The organism is Acetobacter fabarum (assembly GCF_011516925.1).
GTDB lineage: Bacteria > Pseudomonadota > Alphaproteobacteria > Acetobacterales > Acetobacteraceae > Acetobacter > Acetobacter fabarum.
Genome location: NZ_WOTG01000014.1, coordinates 1 through 20303 on the forward strand (window position 1 = coordinate 1; position 20303 = coordinate 20303).

Below are 20303 nucleotides of genomic sequence, written 5' to 3' on the forward strand. Positions count from 1 at the left end.
CATATTGCCCAGCAGGTGGTCGCTCAGGTCGGGGTGGTCTTCATCATTCTTGGAGGCAGCCGCTTCTGCCGCGCGCATGCTGTCACGCACCGTGGCAGGGTCAACCTCGGATACCAGAGGGCCGGAATTGCCCAGACGCCGGCGGTCCTGCTCCAGCTGTGTCTCCGCATTCTGCGCAAACGCGGCTGCGGGCAAAAGCACACCGGCAGCACCTACGGACTGGCACAAAAGCGCCAGACGCCAGCGCATACGGGCTGTTTTTTGTAAAAAAATCATGGAATCAAGCCTGTTTTCCCCACCCCGGAGCGGGGCGTGCTGTTGAATGAAATGCGCGTATGGGAAAAAGGGCCGTCAGGGATAAAGTAGCATGGTCGAGCATCCATCTCCGGCACCCCCGTCCGGCGATCAAGGCATGAGCGGCAACGGCAGGTCTCCTGACTTGCGGATCAACGCATCGGGCCCAACCTTCCCGGTTGCGGGGCAACCAGTGGCAGCGATGCACAACACCGCTCGGGCCAGATACTCTCCGCCTACAGTTGCGGGGGCAGTCGCCGACTGATCTCCCACGGGGGAGAATACGGCATTCCCTTTTATTCCGCTTGCGCGGGACCGTTGGCTATAATGAACTGCGCAATAGCCTATATTTTAACCGATTTGCAACGCAAAAACCCCACCTACGCCCCATACCGCCCCAACATGGCCAGAGGCAAACATGGGGCGGGTGCTTGCTTTTTGGGCCATTTACCCTCCAATGGCGGGCCAGCCACCCCGGACATGACCCAGCACACCAGACCCATGGACCCACGCTACCGTATTCCCCCCCTGTCCGCCCTGAACGCCTTTGTCGCCTTCGCCCGCACGGGTGGCATCCGGCGGGCGGCCACGGAACTGCGCGTGGACCACGCCGCCATCAGCCGCCATATCCGCGACCTTGAACTCTCTCTGGGCATCACCCTGCGCGACAAGACCACTGGCGGGCTCACTCAGGCAGGCCAGACCTATTACGACCGCATAGCCCCCCTGCTGGACGGTTTGGCCACGGCCACGGCAGATATGCGCAACCGCGTAGCCCCCCTGACCGTGACCTGCGTGCACGGGTTTGCCTACCACTGGCTGCTGCCCCGGCTTTACGCCTTTCGCAAACTGCACCCGCATATGGAGGTGCAGCTCCGCTCGGTGGATGCCAGTGCGGCCTTCCACATCAGCGGTGTGGAATCCACCAACCATGCCCAGATCGGCTATGTGCGCGATGGCAGCACAACGCCAGAACCACGCACCATCCGGCATATGGCCATTGCCCGCCCGCCGGTTTTTCCCGTCGCATCTCCCCAGTGCATTCAGGCCCTTGGCGGCCAGCCCCACACAACCGAAGACCTGCTGGACGCCCCCCTGCTGCATGAGGAGGACGATACGGAATGGCGGCGCTGGTTTGCAGCGCAAGGGGTTCAGGCCGCCACCATTCCCACCGCAGGCAGGTTATGGCAGGCCCATATTACGTTGGCCGCCGCCCGCGCGGGGGAGGGTATAGCCCTTGGCAACCCGTTTTTGCTTGGTGATGACCTGCTTAGCGGGCGGCTGGTGCGCGTGCAGCCCACACAAACCCCGCTCAAGGCCACACCGCTGGGGGCCTACGTGCTGCGCGCCTCCGAACAGATGTGGGAAAAACCCTCCCTGCGCACCTTCCGCACATGGCTGATGGAACAGGTTGCGCAGGAGGCGGACACCCCCCTGCCCCCTCCGGCGTAAACTGCCAGAAGAACGGGTCTGGCGCCGAAGGGTCGGGTGTTGATTTTTCATCACCACCCACGCACCAAAAAAGCGCCTCCCCGCGTGCAATAAAACCACTTACGGAACGAACATGTTTGTCCCGCCCCAAACACGGGCCGGACCATATGACCGCCAACCGGAGCCAAACCTGACATGAGCACCACCAACAAAGACCTGCTGGCCCGCCGTAACAACGCCGTGCCGCGCGGGGTTTCCACCTCCACCCCCGTTTTTGCAGACCGGGCCGAAAACGCGGAGCTGTGGGATGTGGAAGGCCGCCGCTACGTTGACTTTGCAGGCGGTATTGCCGTGCTGAACGTGGGCCACCGCCACCCCAAGGTGATGGCTGCGGTGGCAAAGCAGCTCGAACGCTTTACACACACGGCGTTTCAGGTTTCGGCTTACGAATCCTACATTGAACTGGCCGAAAAGCTGAACGCGCGCGCGCCCTTCTCCGGCCCGGCCAAGACCATTTTCTTCACCACGGGTGGGGAAGCAACCGAAAACGCGGTCAAGATCGCCCGTGCCGCTACCGGCCGTAATGGCGTGATCGCCTTTTGTGGCGGGTTCCATGGCCGCACGCTGCTGGCTTCGGCCATGACCGGCAAGGTACTGCCCTACAAGGCACCTTTTGGCACGCTGCCGGGCGAAGTGTACCATGTCCCCTTCCCCGACCATGACATTACGGTGGAAGACAGCCTGAAAATGCTGCACTTCCTGTTTGCTGCCGATATTGCCCCAAGCAATGTGGCCGCCATTATTATTGAACCCGTGCAGGGCGAAGGCGGGTTCCGTGTGGCCCCCACAGCACTGCTCAAGCACCTGCGCGCCCTGTGCGACCAGCACGGCATTAAACTGATTGCCGATGAAGTGCAGAGCGGCTTTGGCCGTACCGGCAAGCTGTTTGGCATTGAGCACTCCGGCGTGGAACCGGACCTGATCTCCGTTGCCAAATCCCTTGCAGGCGGCATGCCGCTCTCTGGCGTGATTGGCCGCGCGGACCTGATGGACAGCGTGCCCCCCGGCGGGCTGGGCGGCACTTATGCCGGCGCACCACTGGCCTGCGCCGCAGCCCTTGCCGTACTGGACGTGATTGACGAAGAAAAACTGCTCGACCGCGCCAATGCCATGGGCGAACGCCTGAAGGCACGCATTACCGCATGGCACAAGCGCACGGACATGCTGCCCATCAGCATGCCGCGTGGTCTGGGCGCCATGATCGCCTTTGACGTTCTTGAACGCCACGCAGGTGTGGAACAGCGGGCAGGCTTTGCCTCCAAGCTCTGCGCCAAGGCATGTGAAAAAGGGCTGATTCTGCTGGCTTGCGGCGTGCAGGGTGCGACCATCCGCATTCTGACCCCCCTGACCGCATCTGACGCGCTGCTTGATGAAGGGCTGGACATTATTGAACAGATCCTGATCGAAGAAGCCAAAGCCTGATCAGCTCCCCTTACGGGGCTGAACCTGCGGCAAAAGGCGGCTCTCCTTCCCCCACGGGGGCGGGGGAGTCGCCTTTTCTGTATGTCCGGTCACGGGCGGTTGCCTGCACAGGTCAGTCCGGGGTCATAGTCAGGCCATGATTCCCCATTAGGTTAAAAAAGAATTTAAACCGATGGGGGTCACGCGCATGACCGCGTTTGCAGCCTACTGGCAGGCCGTAAAAACAGGGCTGGGCACGCTCCGCTCCGCGCACCGTACCTTCTGGCGGGTCCGTAACGCGGACCGATAACGCACGGACCGCACTCCGCCCTTAATGCTCCGCAGGGCAGGCATGGCGGATAAAGATTGACATCCCTTTCTCCCCGGATCGACAATACCCCGAGTTTTTAAAACCAGCTGATAAGCGAGGCATCCCTTATGTCTTCTTCCATTTCAAATCTGAGCGGCAGCAGTGCTGTGAGCAGCCTGTTTGGCACGTCTTCCTCCTCCAGCACGGCTTCTGGCTCTTCCGCTTCGGGGAGCAGCAACAGCAGCTCCTCCTCTTCTTCCTCTTCCACCACCACAAGCCAGACATTTAATGCCGATGGGTCCATTACAACCATCGTCAAGGATGCCAGCGGGGACATCCTTTCCAAAACCACAACGGGTGGTTCTTCCGGTTCGGCCTCCGATTCCGCACAGAACGACACCAGCGTGCTGGACACCTTCGCCTGATACGGGGCGGACAGTTCCGGCCTGCCGTGCAGAGCCCATAAAAAAAACCCCGCCCTTTCCATTCCGGAGGGCGGGGTTTTTTACAGGCCAGAGTTATCCGGCCTTATTTTTTGTCATCATCCGTAAAGCCGTTACGAATATCGTGCCCGACGGCGGTGCTGGTGTTGCCGATTTTCTGGCCCGTGCGTTCGCCCCACTTGCCTACGTCATGCGCTGCATCGGTGGTGCCGGTTTTGGTTTTGTCCCACGCTTTTTCGGTCCCGGACTTGGTCTTGTCCCAGACCTTTTCCGTGCCAGATTTGGTTTTATCCCATGCCTTGTCCGTACCGGCTTTGGTCTTGTCCCAAGCCTTGTCGGTGCCAGCCTTGGTTTTGTCCCAAGCTTCGGTTGTGCCTTCTTTTGTCTTGTCCCATGCCTCGGCCGTGCCGGACTTGGTTTTATCCCACGCCTTTTCCGTTCCCTGACGGGTGGAGTTCCATGCTTTTGTCAGAGCACCATCTTCCGCATGCACAGGGGCTGCGGGCAGGCTTACAGCAAATACGGCGGCACCCACCATGGTCATTAAAGCGGTAGCAAACGACTGCTTGGTCATTGGGTATTCCTTCTCAAATATCTTGTAACGTCTCTTGTATGCCTAGGTTTGCGGGCCATTTGTGGCAAATGTAAGCCCCTAATCTGGAATCAGAAAGGCGTGATGGCGCTGGGCATGCTGTCCAGCGCTGCCTGCAAAATATAGGCGGCGGCCAGTTTATCCACCGCTTCCGCCCGCTTGGCGCGGGACAGATCGGCCTCCTGTATGAGCATCCGGTTAACCGCGGAGGAGGACAGGCGCTCGTCCCACAGGCAGGTAGGCAGGCCGGTCTGGGCCGACAGGTCCATGGCCCAGTCCCGGCTGGCCTGCGCCGCCGGACCAAACGACCCGTCGAGCGAGAGAGGCACCCCCACAACCAGCCCCGCCACCCCATGCTCCTGCGCAACAGCACGGATAAAGGTAGCCATCTGCCCCAGCTTGCCGCGCTTTACGGTCTGGAAGGGGGAGGCCACCATGCGGGACACATCGGACAGCGCCAGCCCCACCTGTTTGCGCCCGGGGTCTATGCCCAGAAGGCGGGCATGTCTGGGCAGGGTGGCAGCTAATTGGGGAAGAGTGAGAAGAGTCATGCCCATGGTATGTTGCCTTCCGCGTGATTATGCTAGGTGCAATTCTCTATTCAGACTGAAGAAAGAGGGGCCCACTCTCATGTCGCTAGACCTTGCGACCACCCGACGCATCGCAAAACTGGCCCGTATAGGGCTTGAGGAAAACGAGCTGGAGGCCACGCGCCAGAAGCTTAATGGCATTCTGGGCTGGATTGACCAGCTTGCCGAAGTGGATGTTACCGGTGTGCCGCCCATGGTGGGAACAGAAACCGAAACCCTGCGCCAGCGTGAAGACAAGGTGACCGACGGCAACTGCCGCGATGCCCTGCTGGCCTGCGCGCCCGAAACATCTGGCCCCTTTTATACCGTACCCAAGGTGGTGGAATAATGCTGACCGGTCTAACCCTAACCGAAGCCCGCGCCGGGCTTGCCGCCCGCAAGTTTTCCGCGCGGGAGCTGGCACAGGCTCACCTGGACGCCATTGGCCGCCTGAACACCGCCCTTAACGCCTACATTACCGTTCTGCCCGAAGCCGACGTACTGGCCAGTGCTGACGCCGCAGATGCCCGCTACGCAGCCGGCACGGCCGGTATTATGGACGGCCTGCCCATTGGCGTAAAAGACCTGTTCTGCACCAAGGGCGTGCGCACCACAGCTGCAAGCAAGATGCTGGCCGAATTTGTGCCCCCCTATGAGAGCACGGTCACCGCCAATCTGCTGAACGCAGGCGCGGTGTTCCTTGGCAAGACCAATCTGGACGAGTTTGCCATGGGCTCGGCCAACATCAATTCCGCCTTTGGCCCGGCCACAAACCCGTGGAAGCGCAAAGGGGACGAGGCCACCGCCCTTGTGCCCGGTGGCTCCTCCGGTGGGTCCTCCGCTGCGGTTGCCGCAGGCATGGCGCTGGCCGCAACGGGCACGGATACAGGCGGCTCCATCCGCCAGCCCGCAGCCTATTGCGGTATTGTTGGCCTTAAACCCACCTACGGCCGGTGCAGCCGCTGGGGCACCATTGCCTTTGCCAGCTCGCTCGACCAAGCTGGCCCCATGACCCGCAGCGTGGCCGATGCCGGGCTGATGCTGGAAGCCATGGCAGGTTTTGACGCCAAGGACAGCACAAGCTCCAACCGCCCCGTGCCCGCATTCCACAAAGCCGTGGGCAAAAGCGTTAAGGGCCTGCGCGTGGGCATTCCCGCAGAATACCGCGCACCCGGCCTGCCAGCCGAAATTGTGGCCATGTGGGAACAGGGCATTGCATGGCTGAAGGCCGCAGGCTGCGAAGTGGTGGATGTCTCCCTCCCCCATACGCGCTACGGGCTGACCACCTACTACATTATTGCCCCGGCTGAATGCTCCTCCAACCTTGCACGGTATGATGGCATCCGCTTTGGCCTGCGCAAGGACGCTCCCTCGCTGGATGGTGTGTATGAAGCCACCCGTGCCGCAGGCTTTGGGCAGGAAGTGCGCAACCGTATTCTGATGGGCACGTATGTTCTGTCCGCCGGGTATTACGATGCGTATTACCTGAAGGCGCAGAAGGTCCGCACCCTGATCAAGCGTGACTTTGAAAACGCGTTTGAAAACGTGGACGTGCTGCTGACCCCCACCGCCCCGTCCGCCGCCTTTGCACAGGGCGAAAACATGGACGACCCGGTGCAGATGTACCTTAACGACATCTTTACCGTGCCCGCCAGCATGGCCGGCGTGCCCGCACTTTCCGTGCCCGTAGGGCTGAACGATGCCGGGCTGCCGCTGGGGCTACAGGTTATTGGCAAGCATTTTGATGAAGAAACCGTGCTGTCCATTGGCGGCGCGCTGGAAGCGGCGGCAGGCTTTACGCACACGCCATCCGTCCATGCGGGAGCAGGCGCATGAGCTACACGATTGAAGGCCGCACCGGCACGTGGGAAATTGTGGTCGGGCTGGAAGTCCACGCACAGGTTATCAGCCATTCCAAGCTGTTCTCGGGTGCATCCACCACCTTTGGGGGGGACCCCAACACACAGGTCAGTCTGGTGGATGCCGCATTCCCCGGCATGCTGCCCGTCATCAACCACGAATGTGTGGCGCAGGCCATTCGCACAGGGCTGGGGCTTAACGCGCAGATCAACCTGTTCAGCCGGTTTGACCGCAAGAACTACTTCTACGCCGATCTGCCGCAGGGCTACCAGATCAGCCAGTTCGAGCACCCCATTGTGGGCAAGGGCACCATCAGCATCGAACTGCAAAACGGGGATGTGCGCGAAATTGGTATTACCCGCCTGCACCTTGAGCAGGATGCGGGGAAGCTGCTGCATGATCAGGACCCCACAAAGTCCTTTGTGGACCTTAACCGCTCCGGCGTGGCGCTGATGGAAATCGTGAGCGAGCCTGACATCCGTGAGCCCGAAGAAGCCGGGGCCTACCTGCGCAAGCTACGCCAGATCCTGCGTTACCTCGGCACCTGCGATGGCAACATGGAAGAAGGCTCCATGCGTGCTGACGTCAACGTATCGGTCCGCAAGGCGGGGGAACCCTTCCGCACGCGCTGCGAGATCAAGAACGTCAACTCCATCCGCTTTGTCATGCAGGCCATTGAGGTGGAAGCCGCCCGCCAGGTGGAAATCTGGGAAAACGGGGGCGAGGTGGACCAGGAAACCCGCCTGTTCGACCCCGGCCGGGGCGAAACCCGGACCATGCGCTCCAAGGAAGATGCGCATGACTACCGCTACTTCCCCGACCCCGACCTGCTGCCGCTGGTGCTGGAACAGGCATGGGTGGACGAACTGGCCACCAAACTGCCCGAACTGCCCGATGCCAAACGCGCGCGCTTTCAGGCCGAATACGGCATTGCCTTTTACGATGCCGGGGTGCTGATAGCCGAGCAGGCCGTAGCCGACTATTACGAGGCCGTGGCCCGTGGGCGGGACGGCAAGCTGGCAGCTACGTGGGTTATGGGCGACCTGTTTGCCGCCCTCAACCGCACCAGCAACACGATTGAGACCAGCCCGGTCAGTGCGGATGCACTGGGCAAGATGCTGGACCTGATTGCGGACAAGACCATTAACGGCAAAATTGCCAAGGAGGTCTTTGAAGACATGGTGGAAACGGGTGAAAGCCCCGATGCCATCGTGGAAAAGAAGGGCCTGCGGCAGGTTACCGATACGGGTGCGATTGATGCGGCCATTACCGCCGTGCTGGAAAAACACCCCGACAAACTGGCCGAATACCGCTCCGGCAAAGACAAGCTGTTCGGCTTTTTTGTGGGGCAGGTCATGAAGGAAACCAAGGGCAAGGCCAACCCGGCCATGGTGAACGAAGCCCTCAAGACCCATCTGGACGCGTAAAAACGACCAGATAAAAAATAACACCAAATTACGCATCAGGGGGTTTGACGGAACGCGCCAAACCCCCTAAAAGCAGCGATGCAAACGTCGTGTCTGCACTCTTCGGCGGAGGGGTGGCCGAGAGGCTGAAGGCGGCGGTTTGCTAAACCGTTATACGATGTCAAGTCGTATCGAGGGTTCGAATCCCTTCCCCTCCGCCAATCACCCTTACAATCCAGTTTTAAGCTGCATCACAAATGGCGGATTTCTGCGGATATCCTCTCATTTCATGTTGCATCCCGACTCATCAAATTGCACTCTATCCCACATCACGCGTGGTATGGAGTGTGGGAATAGATGGGCCGGTTATCAGCGACCTCTGTAAAAGCCACCAAAGAGCCTGGACGCTACGGAGATGGCGATGGGCTCTATCTCGTCGTGACGCCGTCAGGCAGCAAATCCTGGGTTTGCAGGGTTCAGAAGAACGGAAAGCGACGGGATATCGGATTAGGCAGCGTCAAGAAGGTACCCTTGGCCCTCGCAAGAGAGCGTGCCGTTAAAACGCGAATGCAGGTCGAGGTCGGAATCGACCCCGTCTCAGAGCGCCGTAAAGAAGCGGGTATGGCCATCACCGGACGTTGGGCTTCTGCACGCAAGAACGCTCCTGACAGACGCAGTGTCTCGCGTTGTGTCGTGGCGAGCCCGAATAAGAGTCCGCTTACAAGCGCCACGAACAAGATGATGAGGAACCCCTGACGCGCACGGGCGCCGCTCTCCGCGCGTCGAAGGGCGCGCAAAGCTTGGGCATGACCAAAGACAAACGACAGCGTAAAGCCGCTGCTGAGCTGGCAGACCGCTATATCAGCGGCACGCAACTCGTCTCAGCCCAAACGCTCGCTAAGGCCACGACCAACCCCGATGATCCAGCGGCACTCTTCATCGGATCAGTGCCGATCCCGCGCGGTTTTGAAACCCGCCATTTTGAAATGGATGGCTCGACGGGGTCCGGCAAGACCACAGCCATGCGCCAGATGCTTGATGGCATCGAGGCCCGTGGCGAGCCTGCGATCGTCTATGACATCTCCGGCAGTTTCGTCGCTCAGTATTATAACCCCGTGCGGGGCGACATCATCCTCAGCCCTTTTGATGCCCGCGGGGTTTATTGGAACCTCTTCGACGAAATCCAGCATCCGGCGGATGCAGCGCGTCTTGCGCGCTATCTGATCAATGAAACTGGTGACCGGGATCGGGATGTCTGGTTGGAGACAGCGCGCATCCTGGTCGCCAATATCCTGCGCCAGCTTTGGGAAGAACAACGCGGAACACCGACCGCGTTGATTGAGGCCCTGCAATATATGACGAGCGAGGAGCTGGGCCGATGGCTGGCGCATACCTCCTCAGCACGCACCTTTGCCCAAGATGCAGAACGTGCCACAGCCAGCGTGCTCTTCATGCTCGCCAAGGCGGTCAACCTTCTGATGTTCCTGCGAGCCGATCCGGAACCGGGCGCGACAAGCTTCTCTTTTACTGCGTTCTTCGGTGGCCTGGACAAGCACAAAGGCGGAACACGCGCGCCTTGGGTCTTTGTGCCGCGCAAGGAAGATTACTTCGAAGCCGTCAAACCGCTCATGGCGCTGTGGCTCGAATGCGCGGCCTCGGCGACACTGGCTTTGCCGCCCTCGAACACGCGTCGTTTGTGGTTTGTGCTCGATGAGTTCCCCGATCTTCCCCGCGTCGACAATATGACGCGTCTGCTCCCCCATTGGCGGAGTTTAGAGCCCCGCGCTCTGTATCAACTCCAAAAGCAGCTTGGTGCGCTTTATCGCCAGGAATTGGCGCATGAGGTGACAAAGCTGGGCTACGAGCTCACCAAAGGCAAAGATTCGAGCTTTGAGATTGCCGCTCTCTCTCCTGGGAGCTTGGAGGCATTTAGCCAAAGAGCGCAGGCGATTGAGGCTCAACTGGCGGAGCGTGGGAAGTCGCGCGCTCAGGCGAGTGCCGCCGAAAAACAGACGATCGCGCTTGATACCCGCCAGACCAAAGAGGCCGTGCCCCAGGCTGAGCTCGTGCAGGCCTGGAGAGAGGCCGCAGACTCAGCCGGTCTGACAGAGGAAAAGCGCCGTCAGCTTGTGGCAGAGGCTCAGGGGCGCCTGGCGGCGCAAGCCGATCAAGAGAGTTCCAACACGTTTGGCCGGGAGCTGTTAGCGGATCAAGCTGTTGCTCAAGGGGCGGCGATGCTGGGCGAGCGCAATTCTGTCTTTGCCACGACAGCGCTGCATGAGGCGGCAGGACGTTTTGCGCTTGGCTCGATCAGTCAGGCCGAGATTGCTGAGGCGATCACGCGGGCTGAGACGGCTGGCGGGCTAGAGAGACGGACCTATCTTGATTATCGGGGCGCCGCCTTTGACGGCATGACGACGGCGGCCAATATCGCCAATGAAATGACACTCTTGCGGTTGGAAGAGGACGGACGCCACAAAGCCGCTCCCATTCTCTCACCCCTTGAGGCGGGAAAAACCGTGGCTCAGGCTGAGCAGCGCTCAGTCCTCAAAGCGCACGCCTGGAATGAGGAGCAGCGGACTGCGACCGCGCAGATCCTCACAAGCCGCAATCAGATCGTTGGACTCCAAGGCTACGCAGGCACCGCCAAGACCTCAACCGTTCTGGCAACAGTGGCGAAAAGCGCGGAATTGCAAGGCTATCGCGTCACGGCCCTGGCCCCGACCGCCTCAGCCGCGCAGGTTCTGGGAGATGCGCTCGACAGTCGGGCCGATACCTTGGCGCGGCATCTGCTGGCATCAGGACGCCCGACCTCCCAGCCTCAGCTCTGGATTGTCGATGAGGCGTCGCTTGTCTCTGCAAAGGATATGGCGAAGCTGCTGAGCACAGCGCAAAGCCACCGAGCGCGGGTGCTTTTGGTGGGCGACATTAAACAGCTTGGCTCCATTGAGGCTGGAGCCGCTTTTGAGCAGCTTCAAGAGGCGGGCATGGAGACGGCCAAGCTGACGACGATCTTGCGCCAGACCAATGAGCATACGAAGGCGGCTGTAGAGGCCAGCTTGGAGGGGAACGCCAAGAAGGCCTTGGAGGCCTTGGACCGTGGCGGCGGGCGTGTGGTGGAGATTGCCAGTCGTGAAGCCCGTTTTGCGCAGATTGCTGCGGATTATGCAGCTCTCAGCCCAGAAGAACGGCAGAAAACGTTGGTCATTGAGCCATCACGTGAAGGACGGGATGCTCTAACCAAGGGCATTCGGAATAAACTCATCGAAAGCGGTCAGCTTGGCGCTGAGGCTCGGGTTTTTGCCAATGCGGAGAGTTCGGCCACGCATCTTTTGGAGCAGAAGAGCTTCTATGTGGCCCTCTCACGCGCCAAGGCGGAGAGCGTGCTTTACACGGATGACCGATTTGAAATGCAGGTCGGACTTCAGGAGCGGGTAGGAATAGGGACTCTCGCAGTTAATAAACTCGAAGCTAAAATTCAGGGCGGTAAAGTCCGACATAGCGACAAGGTCCAGAAAATAAGCCTCGCCATGTGAAAATTTTTCTGATGGTGGACCTAATGGGTTTTCAAAAGGCTTAGCCAATGACTCAGGCTCTGGATATGGACGAGATAACAACGAGGCCGTCTAGCTGGAACTATACGTAAAACGAAGCACTTCTTCCTCTGATTTGACAGAAGAGAAGTGGGAATGCCTTGCGACGTCCTTAGTAAGCGGCAGCTAGCCTTTTAATGAGTGGCACGGTAGTATAACCCCTAAATTTTGCTCGTAGAAAGTGTCGATAGCATGGAAATCATCAAGGGCTCAGCCAAGAAGCCGGTATCTACCGATCGGTTGGTAGAGATTTTTGAGAGGCATTTTTCCGACGAGCAAGGTGTTCTCTATGTTGGCTATCCCGTCTTATCCACACCAGACGATGCTGTATCAATCGATGCTCTCCTTATCTCCAAACGACATGGTGTGATTGCTTTCCATCTGATCGAAGGCAAGGAAGCAGGGTCATTTGGAGACGTGCAGGACGACATTGGAAGTCTGCTTGAGACCAAACTAAAAGCTCACAAAGCTCTGCGAAAAGGAAGAAATCTTCTTGCCGAGCCATATACAATCACTTATGCGCCAGCAATAAAATATCTTCCTGATGATGAAGATCATATTATTGCTAACGACTTAAATTTAATAGAAGAGATAAATAAAGTAGACTGGGAAAATCCATATCTTTATGAGTCTGTCCTTTCTGTTATTCAGTCTATTTCTACTATTAGAAGAAATAGACGGCGCAGAATAAACAAAAAATCAGATTCCCATGGCGCTGCACTTCAGGCATTAGAGGATTCAATTGCAAATCTTGATTCTAGGCAAAGCAAAGCAGTAATTGAAACAGTTAAAGGCGTTCAGAGAATACGAGGGCTAGCTGGTTCTGGAAAAACTATTGTTTTAGCATTGAAGGCAGCTTATCTACACACTCAAAATCCCGACTGGAAAATTGCGGTAACCTTTAATACACGCTCATTAAAAGAACAGTTTATTCGTCTCATAGAAACTTTTGTTCTGGAACAAACTGGAGAACCACCTAACGATAATTTAAAGGTAATAAATGCTTGGGGTGCGCCAGGAGGAGAAAGTAGATCTGGTATTTATTATAATTTTTGCTTAGAAAATGGTGTTGAATACATTGATTTTCAGGCGGCAAAAAATAAATACGGATATGATAAGGCATTCTCTGGAGCTGTTACTTCAGCACTATCGTCTACAAAAAATTGCAAACAGCTTTATGATGCAATTTTGATTGATGAAGCTCAAGATTTCGACGCTTCATTTTTGAAGCTTTGCTACCATTCGTTAGGCGCTGATAAGCGTCTTGTATATGCATATGACGAGCTTCAGTCACTTACAGATGCTAGCTTACCTTCCCCGGAAGAAATTTTCGGAAAAGATAAGAAAGGGCAGCCTCTAGTAAAGTTTGACGGATCTGTCGAAAGCCAAGATATCATTCTTGAGAAATGCTATCGTAACTCCAGGCCTGTCTTGGCATCCGCTCATGCGCTTGGTTTCGGCATATACCGTACTCCAGACCCCAAAACTAACACCGGCCTTACCCAAATGTTTGATAGGGCGGAACTTTGGATAGATGTCGGATATCAGGTTACGTCTGGAAACCTTGCGGATAACCAAGAGGTCACTTTAGCCCGTACACCTGAAGCGAGCCCAGCCTTTCTAGAAAATCCATCTAGTGTAGCGCCTTTGATTTTCTTTCAAGAATTTTTAGATGCCGATGAGCAAGCACAGTGGATTGCCTCGCAAATCATCAAAAACCTGAAAGAGGACGAGTTAAAAGCTGACGACATTATTGTTATAAATCCAGACCCTCTAAGCACCCCAAAACAAGTTGGTCTTATTCGAAAAATATTGTTTGATAATGGAATACCATCTCATCTTGCTGGGGTGGACACCAGTTCAGACGTATTTTTCAAACCAGATGACGGATCCGTTGCTTTTACAGGAATATTCCGGGCAAAAGGTAACGAGGCTGGTATGGTCTATGTAATAAATGCTCAGGATTGTTACAATTCATTTGGGGAAATAGGAAAGGTCCGAAATCGTTTATTTACGGCTATGACGCGCAGTAAGGCTTGGGTGCGTGTAGTCGGGCATGGAAAAAATATGCGTCTTCTTAAATCTGAATACGATCGTGTTGTTGAAAATAATTACCAGTTAAAATTCATTTATCCAAATTCTGATTTACGTGCGAAGCTTCGTGTTGTGAATAGGGATATGTCCCTCGAAGAGAAGAAGCATGTAAAAGAAGGGAATGCAGCCGCAAGCGCTTTGCTTAAACAGCTATCTAAAGGACAAATACAATTAGATGATCTATCTGAAACTGTCCTGAACGAGCTTCGCAGACAATTAGGACAATAAGCATGTCCGATATTAATGCTGTTGCGCAAGAAATTAGAAATTTGACCTCTAATTTGATAGGCGTTGGATTATGCGTCGATCAAAATTTTCCAAAGATTTCAAAGAGGCCTTCTAAAGAGGGACAGATAACAGAAATATCTATATCTGGTTTATCCGAAATTTCTGCTGCGCTGCGGCACAGGCCTTATTTAGAAACCTATAATGAACTCGGAAGTGAGCGTTCTTTTAATATGAAATTAATTGACGGTGCACTTATTCAAATGAGATATTTGTTTTCTCGAAAAGAACTAAAAAAACACGTTTTATCTTTTCTACCTTCTCCAGATCTCCTTGAATATCAAAATGAACCTGAAATTTATGAAAACGATATATTATATTCTGAAATAATACTTAAGGATATTGTTACTTCTCCAATTAGATTTGATTACGACGCGGATGCTTCAGTAGACTATATTCACCCAACCTCGCATTGTACATTTGGGCAATATAAAAATTGCCGCATACCGGTGTTGGGTGCATTGACACCATTTAGATTTGTTAATCTTATATTGAGGTCTTTTTATAATACGGCATTTAACGAACGTTGTTCTGACTGGTCGGCAACAACAAAAGATTTTTCATATACTCTTACAAGTCGAGAACAGGCTGATATGCATTGGTCATTCGGCAGAGCCGATATGTAGAAATTTTTCACTCCACAAATGCGGATATGAAGCTTTTATTAGTGGCTGATTTTATGTGGGAATAAAAAATATAATCTATGAAAATATTCAATGATATCAGCTTTTTAATTGATATTTTTGGCAGACTTCCCCTCCGCCAAAGTCTTCCTGAAATCACATTTATTCTGCTGCAACGTTACTGCAGACCATAAACGTATGGCCTTGCTCAACCTGTCTGTGTTGGGTGGCAACGACAATGCATGCCCGCAGGTCGGCCTGATAGATTGGATTTTTCTGGCCTGCGACCTGTAGGCTCCGGTCTTTTTATGCCATTCAGACTAGACTATAACACAACGGCATAGTTTAGATTCTGAATGTTTCTTATTCCATTCCTTATTCTGGTCATGGCGCTGACAGATATTGCAGGCTGCCACTTTGCCGGACTTGATTTTACCGGCTTTGCAAGACCTTTTCTTATTTGTCTTGTTTCTGCTCCCATCGCAATTTTTTATTCCTTTCTGCGACCTAGCAAAATTATTGTAGAAGCCATTCTTTACGTTCAGGCGTGGATTCTTTTTTCATTATTAGGATCCATCCAGACCTACCTTGCTTGCACGGTAGGGGGGCCAACGATCGATAAAACCCTCATTACTCTAGACCGTCTTGCCGGATTTGACTGGCCCGCCTGTTTTAGTTTCGTACGGTCTCATTCCATTTTATATAATTTTCTTGCCCTGTTTTACGGCACTCTTCTTGTTCAGATTGTTATCAACATTCTTATATTTTCTTTTTATGGGGACCAGAAAAGAAATAGAAGAATGCTATTGTCTGCTATTGCCGCGATATTTATTTCCAGTTTTATCGTGATAGTTTTTCCATCACTCGGACCATTTTATGCATTCGGATATTACAGCAAAGGTGTGCCGGGAAGTGAATATGTTTATACTTTTCTAGCACTTAGAGATAGCGTGGCACCCCATACATTCTCGCTCGACCACATGGAAGGCCTGTATAGCTTTCCATCTTACCATATTGTTCTTGCTATTATTTTTACTTATTACAACCGCGGGTTACGCAGTTTTTACCCTTTTGCTGCTGTAAATTGCATTATGGCCATATCCACCATTCCCGTAGGTGGGCATTACCTGATGGATGTCCTGAGTGGTGCTCTTGTGGCCTGTGTGGCCATTCCCCTAGCTAATAAATTTGCCTGAAATGACGAGCGCACACCTCATGTCATCCGGTTTTTCATTCTACAGGCTTTGCAGGTTATAGAGCCGCTGGTACAGCCCGCCCTCCTGCTGGACCAGTTGCGCATGGGTGCCGTCCTCCACAATCTGGCCGTGTTCAAACACAAGTATGCGGTCCAGCCCCACAACGGTGGAAAGGCGGTGTGCTACAATCAGCACCGTGCGGCCTTCCATCAGCCGTTCCATGGCCTCCTGCACCAGAGCTTCGGATGCGGAATCCAGACTAGCCGTGGCTTCATCCAGCACCAGAATACGGGCATCGGCCAAAAAGGCGCGGGCTATGGCCACACGCTGGCGCTCCCCGCCTGAGAGCTTGATACCCCGCTCACCCACCAATGTTGCGTAGCCTTCGGGCAGGCGTTCTATAAAATCTGCCGCATTAGCCAGACGGGCCGCCTGCACAATCTGCTCGGGCGTGGCATCCGGCCTGCCATAGGCAATATTCTCGGCCAGCGAGCGATGGAACAGAACAGGCTCCTGCGGCACAAGGGCAATCTGGCGGCGCAGGTCCGCCTGACGCACGCTCTGCGTATCCACACCATCAACCAGAACACGGCCGCTGTTTTGGGCATATAACCGCAAAAGCAGCTTGGTAAATGTGGACTTCCCCGACCCCGAAGGCCCGACCAGCCCCACCCGGCTCCCCGGTGCAATATGCACTGACAGGTCGGTAAAAAGGGGTGTCTGCTGCCCCGGATACTGGAATGTCACGTGTTCGAACGCGATTTCCCCATGTGTGACATGCAGCGCAACCGGCTGTGCGGGGTCTGCCACTCCTGCGGGGGTGCGCCAGAGCAGAAGCAGCTCTTCCATCTCGTTCACCGAACGTTGCACAACGGAAACCTGCTGCCCGATCTCCCGCAGGTAGCCCTGCACCAGAAAGGTCATGGTCAGCACATAGGCCACATCCCCCGGCCCGGCCCGGCCCTTGCACCACAGCCAGATAGCCGCAGCCGCCAGAGACAGACGCATGACCACCACGGCAGCGGCCTGAATATTGGCGCTATCCGTGCCGCGTATCCACATCCGCGCGGTTGCGGTGCGCCACTGGTCCAGTATCCGGGCCAGATGGGCTTCCTCCCGCGTTTCGGCCCCGAATGCCTTGACCACGGCGTTGCAGGTCATTGCATCGGCAAGGGCTGCGCCGACCTTGCTGTCCCCCGCATTGGCAGCCTGTGCGGAAGGCGCCACATAATACAGCGTCAAGGTGCAGGACAGCGCCACAAACAGCACCGACAGAACACCAAGCAGCACCCCCATGGCAGGCCAGTGCCAGCCCAGCACAAGGGTTGTCAGCACCAGCAGGCAGAACTCGGGCAGCAGCATGAGCAGGAGCGTGTCGTCCAGCATGTCCACCGCCCACATCCCGCGGGTGAGCCGCCTGACCGTGGAGCCTGCAAAGGTGTTGGCGTGCCAGTCGGTACTCAGGCGCTGCACATGCGCAAACGATTCCGTGCCGATTTTCTGCATGACCCGCGTGGTCAGCCGCGTAATGCCCAGATAGGCATAGCGTTTGGCCAGCACGCTGCCAAACCCGCAGGCAGCAAGGGCTGCCAGCATCCACAGCGCATCTTCCAGCCGGGTGGGCTGGCTGGCGGGTTCGGCCACATCGGCCACAAGCCGGCCTGCGGCAAGGGGCATGAGCACATCGGCCAGCGTAGCCAGCAGCACCGTGCCCACGGTAACCGCCAGAGGCCGGGGAAAAGCCAGCCACAGGCGCATGACAAAGCCCAGCACATCCACAAACAAAGACGTTTTGCGTGCGACAGAGGCTGTGCTGGAAGCAGAAGTGACCATGGACCCAAAAACCCGAAAAAAAGCGTGTGCACCCACGCCAACAGCGCAGGTGTTTAGCCTGTAGCGTGATGGCGCGATATTGCGCAAACCCGCTACGGCTGGAAAAATGGCCGCCCCAGCCCATTTGCAACAAGCAGCCCCATGCCCCCCAAAGCCCCCCGCAAGACCACCCATAACAGGACCAGCACACAGCCAGCCCCAAAGCAGGATGCCCCCGTGCGACGTACCAACGGGCAAAAGGCCCCTCTGCCGGGCCATACGCCTGAACCTGCACCGGCAGAAGACACTCCCGCACAGGCCACACTGGCGCCACAGGCCAGCGGCAGGCGCACGGCAAAACCGGCCAGCACCCCGCGTGCCCGCAAACCGGCCGCCGGAACCACAGCCAAACCCCGCGCCAAAGCTGCCAGCCCCAAAGCCCAGACTGCGCCCCAGACCGCCTTGCGGGATATGACAAAGGCAGAGGTCCAGCAGTTCCTGACCGACCTGTCCCGCGCATGGCCCGATGCCCAGACGGAACTGCACTACACCACACCCTTTACGCTGCTGGTGGCTGTTGTGCTGTCTGCTCAGGCGACCGATGCCTCGGTCAACCGCGTAACCCCGGCCCTGTTTGCCGCAGCCCCCACCCCGCAGGCCATGGCCGCACTGGGGGACGAGCAGGTAGGCCAGTTGATCCGCACCATCGGGCTATGGCGCAACAAGGCCAAAAACGTTGTGGAACTCTCCCGCCAGTTGCTGGCCGAGCATGACGGGCAGATCCCCCACACGCGGGAGGCGCTGGAAAAACTGGCCGGTGTTGGCCGCAAAACCGCCAATGTGGTGCTGAATGTGGCCTTTAACCAACCCACAGTACCCGTGGATACGCATGTGTTCCGGCTGGCCAACCGCTCGGGCCTTGGCCGTGGCCGCACGGTAGAGGCGGTGGAAAAAAAGCTGGAAGCGCGTATCCCGCTCCCCATGGTGCGCGACTCCCACCACTGGCTTATTCTGCAAGGGCGGTACGTGTGCAAGGCGCGCAAGCCCGAGTGCTGGCGGTGCGCGGCACAACAGAGCTGCCTGTTCCCCGACAAGACCCCTCTGCCACGCCCCAAAACCCCACGCGCCGCGCCATAACGCGAAAGCCCCATCTGCACGGCTAGCCCGTGCGGAGAACCCCGCAGCCACGCCCGGCAAACCACCACACCCCGGCCTTGGCAGGGGTGCCGGGCAAACCCTCGCTACAGCCAGCCCTGTAGTTCGCGCCGGACCAGTTTTTCCAGCAGGCTGATGCTGGCGGGGCTGTCGTTCAGGCAGGGGACAAGAGTAAAGGACTCGCCACCCGCCTTCATGAACTCCTCGCGCACTTCGTGGCCGATTTCATCCAGTGTTTCCAGGCAGTCTGCCATAAAGCAGGGGGTTACCACCGCAATACGCTTGATACCCTTTGCAGGCAGGCCCGCAATAAAGGGCGCGGTGTAGGGTTCCAGCCATTTGGTTGGCCCAAAGCGGGACTGGAAGGTCATGGGCAGGGTGGCTTCATCCATCCCCAGTTCGGCACGCAGGGCGGCCACGGTGCGGGTACATTCCGCCAGATACGAATCGCCCTTGTCCACATACTGGCGCGGCAGCCCGTGGAAGGAGGCCACCACCATCTGGAACGGCTGCTCCGCGTGTATCTGCTCCTCGCGGATGGAGGAGGCCACGGCGGTAATAAAATCCGGATCATCGGGGAAGGAGGGCACCGTGCGGATGGCAGGCTGGTTGCGCAGCTTCATCAACACCCGGAAGAGCTGGTCATTGGCGGTGGCCGTGGTGGTTGCACTGTACTGCGGGTACAGGGGCAGGCACACAATGCGGTCACACCCCTGCTCCATAAGCGAGCGGAGCGCCTGCGCCACACTGGGGCGGCCATAGCGCATGCCCCATGCCACTGGCACACCATCGGCCTCGAACTGTCTGGCCAGTTTTTCACCCTGATGGCGGGTGTAGGTGCGCAGCGGGCTTTCATTCCGCTCGGCATCCCACACACGGGCATAGGCGCGGCCACTGCGCGTGGGGCGGGTGGTGAGAATAACGCCCTGAAGCAGAGGCTGCCAGAACAGGGGCGAGCCCTCGATCACCCGGCGGTCGGACAGGAACTCGGACAGGTAGCGGCGCACGGCGCGGTACCCCGTGCCTTCGGGCGTGCCAAGGTTAAGCAGCAGCACACCCGGCCTGCCATATGGAGGCTGGCCCTGAGCGGGCAGATGGGCCTGTGGCGGAATATGGTGGAAAACCATGCAACCTCTTTTTTCTTTTTTACGGCCCGACCCGCACGGGCCGCCCTACCGG

General features: G+C 56.8%; 16 protein-coding genes, 1 tRNA gene, 1 pseudogene and 1 riboswitch. Of the genes and pseudogenes, 13 read left to right on the top strand and 5 right to left on the bottom strand.

The features are described from left to right. Window positions 1-249: pseudogene (locus GOB83_RS15015) on the bottom strand (hypothetical protein); the annotation flags it as partial. 158 nt (window positions 250-407) lie between these two features. Further along, window positions 408-629, bottom strand: a riboswitch (cobalamin riboswitch). Window positions 630-795: 166 nt separating this feature from the next. On the opposite strand from GOB83_RS15015, the gene GOB83_RS12220 reads away from it, so the two are divergent. From GOB83_RS12220 to GOB83_RS12230, 3 genes are all read left to right on the top strand, one after another. Further along, entirely contained in the window at window positions 796-1746 is a 951-nt protein-coding gene (locus GOB83_RS12220) for a LysR substrate-binding domain-containing protein (RefSeq protein ID WP_086647106.1), read from the top strand. 174 nt (window positions 1747-1920) lie between these two features. Further along, complete coding sequence (gene gabT / locus GOB83_RS12225) at window positions 1921-3207, top strand: 4-aminobutyrate--2-oxoglutarate transaminase (protein ID WP_095350460.1); 1287 nt, start codon at window positions 1921-1923, stop codon at window positions 3205-3207. 417 nt (window positions 3208-3624) lie between these two features. Next, window positions 3625-3921 (top strand): hypothetical protein, encoded by a 297-nt coding sequence (locus GOB83_RS12230; protein ID WP_165926275.1) that lies wholly within the window; start codon window positions 3625-3627, stop codon window positions 3919-3921. 103 nt (window positions 3922-4024) lie between these two features. Here the strand turns inward: GOB83_RS12230 and GOB83_RS12235 are convergent, their stop codons facing one another. Together GOB83_RS12235 and ruvX are read right to left on the bottom strand one after the other, a co-directional pair. After that, window positions 4025-4513, bottom strand: a complete 489-nt coding sequence (locus GOB83_RS12235) for an endoglucanase (protein ID WP_242005857.1) — start codon at window positions 4511-4513, stop codon at window positions 4025-4027. A gap of 89 nt (window positions 4514-4602) precedes the next feature. Next, window positions 4603-5082: a Holliday junction resolvase RuvX gene (gene ruvX / locus GOB83_RS12240; protein ID WP_086647107.1), complete on the bottom strand. Its 480-nt coding sequence runs from the start codon at window positions 5080-5082 to the stop codon at window positions 4603-4605. Between the two features lie 79 nt (window positions 5083-5161). Between ruvX and gatC the strand changes: the two genes are divergently transcribed. The 9 genes from gatC (at window position 5162) to GOB83_RS12290 (ending at window position 16157) form a co-directional block, all read left to right on the top strand. Further along, window positions 5162-5449, top strand: a complete 288-nt coding sequence (gene gatC, locus GOB83_RS12245; RefSeq protein ID WP_025828657.1) for an Asp-tRNA(Asn)/Glu-tRNA(Gln) amidotransferase subunit GatC — start codon at window positions 5162-5164, stop codon at window positions 5447-5449. Further along, window positions 5449-6936 carry an Asp-tRNA(Asn)/Glu-tRNA(Gln) amidotransferase subunit GatA gene (gene gatA / locus GOB83_RS12250; RefSeq protein ID WP_165926276.1) on the top strand — a complete coding sequence of 496 codons (1488 nt, stop codon included), beginning with the start codon at window positions 5449-5451 and terminating at the stop codon, window positions 6934-6936. Before gatC ends, gatA begins: the two co-directional genes overlap by 1 nt. Further along, entirely contained in the window at window positions 6933-8387 is a 1455-nt protein-coding gene (gatB, locus tag GOB83_RS12255) for an Asp-tRNA(Asn)/Glu-tRNA(Gln) amidotransferase subunit GatB (protein ID WP_095350457.1), read from the top strand. The genes gatA and gatB overlap by 4 nt, the downstream gene beginning before the upstream one ends. A 107-nt stretch (window positions 8388-8494) precedes the next feature. Next, window positions 8495-8587: transfer RNA gene (locus GOB83_RS12260), tRNA-Ser, on the top strand. A 136-nt stretch (window positions 8588-8723) separates the two neighbouring features. Further along, on the top strand, window positions 8724-9122 hold the full coding sequence (locus GOB83_RS12265) for an Arm DNA-binding domain-containing protein (protein WP_242005858.1): 399 nt from the start codon (window positions 8724-8726) through the stop codon (window positions 9120-9122). Between the two features lie 50 nt (window positions 9123-9172). Further along, complete coding sequence (locus tag GOB83_RS15020) at window positions 9173-11902, top strand: type IV secretion system DNA-binding domain-containing protein (protein ID WP_242005859.1); 2730 nt, start codon at window positions 9173-9175, stop codon at window positions 11900-11902. 249 nt (window positions 11903-12151) lie between these two features. Next, window positions 12152-14281 (top strand): DEAD/DEAH box helicase, encoded by a 2130-nt coding sequence (locus GOB83_RS12280; RefSeq protein ID WP_165926277.1) that lies wholly within the window; start codon window positions 12152-12154, stop codon window positions 14279-14281. 2 nt (window positions 14282-14283) lie between these two features. Beyond that, window positions 14284-14964: a DUF2290 domain-containing protein gene (locus GOB83_RS12285; RefSeq protein ID WP_165926278.1), complete on the top strand. Its 681-nt coding sequence runs from the start codon at window positions 14284-14286 to the stop codon at window positions 14962-14964. A gap of 383 nt (window positions 14965-15347) precedes the next feature. Continuing rightward, on the top strand, window positions 15348-16157 hold the full coding sequence (locus GOB83_RS12290) for a phosphatase PAP2 family protein (protein WP_165926279.1): 810 nt from the start codon (window positions 15348-15350) through the stop codon (window positions 16155-16157). Window positions 16158-16196: 39 nt separating this feature from the next. Here GOB83_RS12290 and GOB83_RS12295 read toward each other — a convergent pair whose 3' ends face one another. Next, window positions 16197-17990 carry an ABC transporter ATP-binding protein gene (locus GOB83_RS12295; RefSeq protein WP_165926292.1) on the bottom strand — a complete coding sequence of 598 codons (1794 nt, stop codon included), beginning with the start codon at window positions 17988-17990 and terminating at the stop codon, window positions 16197-16199. A 450-nt stretch (window positions 17991-18440) separates the two neighbouring features. On the opposite strand from GOB83_RS12295, the gene nth reads away from it, so the two are divergent. Beyond that, window positions 18441-19106: an endonuclease III gene (gene nth / locus GOB83_RS12300; protein ID WP_165926293.1), complete on the top strand. Its 666-nt coding sequence runs from the start codon at window positions 18441-18443 to the stop codon at window positions 19104-19106. 104 nt (window positions 19107-19210) lie between these two features. On the opposite strand, the gene hemH is transcribed toward nth, so the two are convergent. Next, window positions 19211-20251: a ferrochelatase gene (hemH, locus tag GOB83_RS12305; protein ID WP_086647088.1), complete on the bottom strand. Its 1041-nt coding sequence runs from the start codon at window positions 20249-20251 to the stop codon at window positions 19211-19213. Between the last annotated feature and the right edge of the window lie 52 nt (window positions 20252-20303).